Source organism: Pandoraea soli, from assembly GCF_902459595.1.
GTDB classification, from domain to species: domain Bacteria; phylum Pseudomonadota; class Gammaproteobacteria; order Burkholderiales; family Burkholderiaceae; genus Pandoraea; species Pandoraea cepalis.
The window spans coordinates 1-598 of sequence record NZ_CABPSG010000048.1; the positions used below are offsets into that span (position 1 = coordinate 1).

1 pseudogene is annotated in these 598 nt (G+C 56.7%); it reads left to right on the forward strand.

Features of this window, described 5'->3' with window-relative positions:
* Nucleotides 1-66 precede the first annotated feature (66 nt).
* A pseudogene (locus tag PSO31014_RS22245) lies at nt 67-598 on the forward strand (transposase); the annotation flags it as partial.

Here is a 598-nt window from a genome sequence, read left to right on the forward strand (position 1 = left end):
GGTAATGCCCCCCGCAAACCGGCGCTGGGAGAAGTAGAATTTTCTCGTTAAGAGGGAGTTCTGCAGATGAAGAAGTCGAGATTCACAGACAGCCAGATATTGGAGGCGCTCAAGCGCGCGGAGGCTGGGCTTGCGGTGCCGGAGCTATGCCGGGAACTGGGCATCAGTTCGGCAACGTTCTACAAATGGCGCTCGAAGTACGGCGGCATGGACGCGTCGATGATGTCGCGCATGAAGGAGCTCGAGGCGGAGAATGCCCGGCTGCGCAAGATGTACATCGAGGAGAAGCTCAAGGCTGAGATTGCCTCGGAGGCGCTGCAAAAAAAGTTCTGAAGCCATCTCGCCGGCGCGAGATGGCAAAGCAGGTTGTGCAACAGCGCCGCGTGTCAATTCGTGTGGCGTGCACAGTGTTCGGCATCAGCGAGTCGTGCTACCGATACGAGGCGAAGTTGAACACGGAGAACGAAGAGATTGCAGACTGGCTGATGCGTATCACGGGCTGTCATCGCAACTGGGGCTTTTATTACTACTTGCGTAACGTGAAGGGATTCGGGTGGAACCACAAGCGCATCTACCGGATTTATCGGGAGCTGGAGCT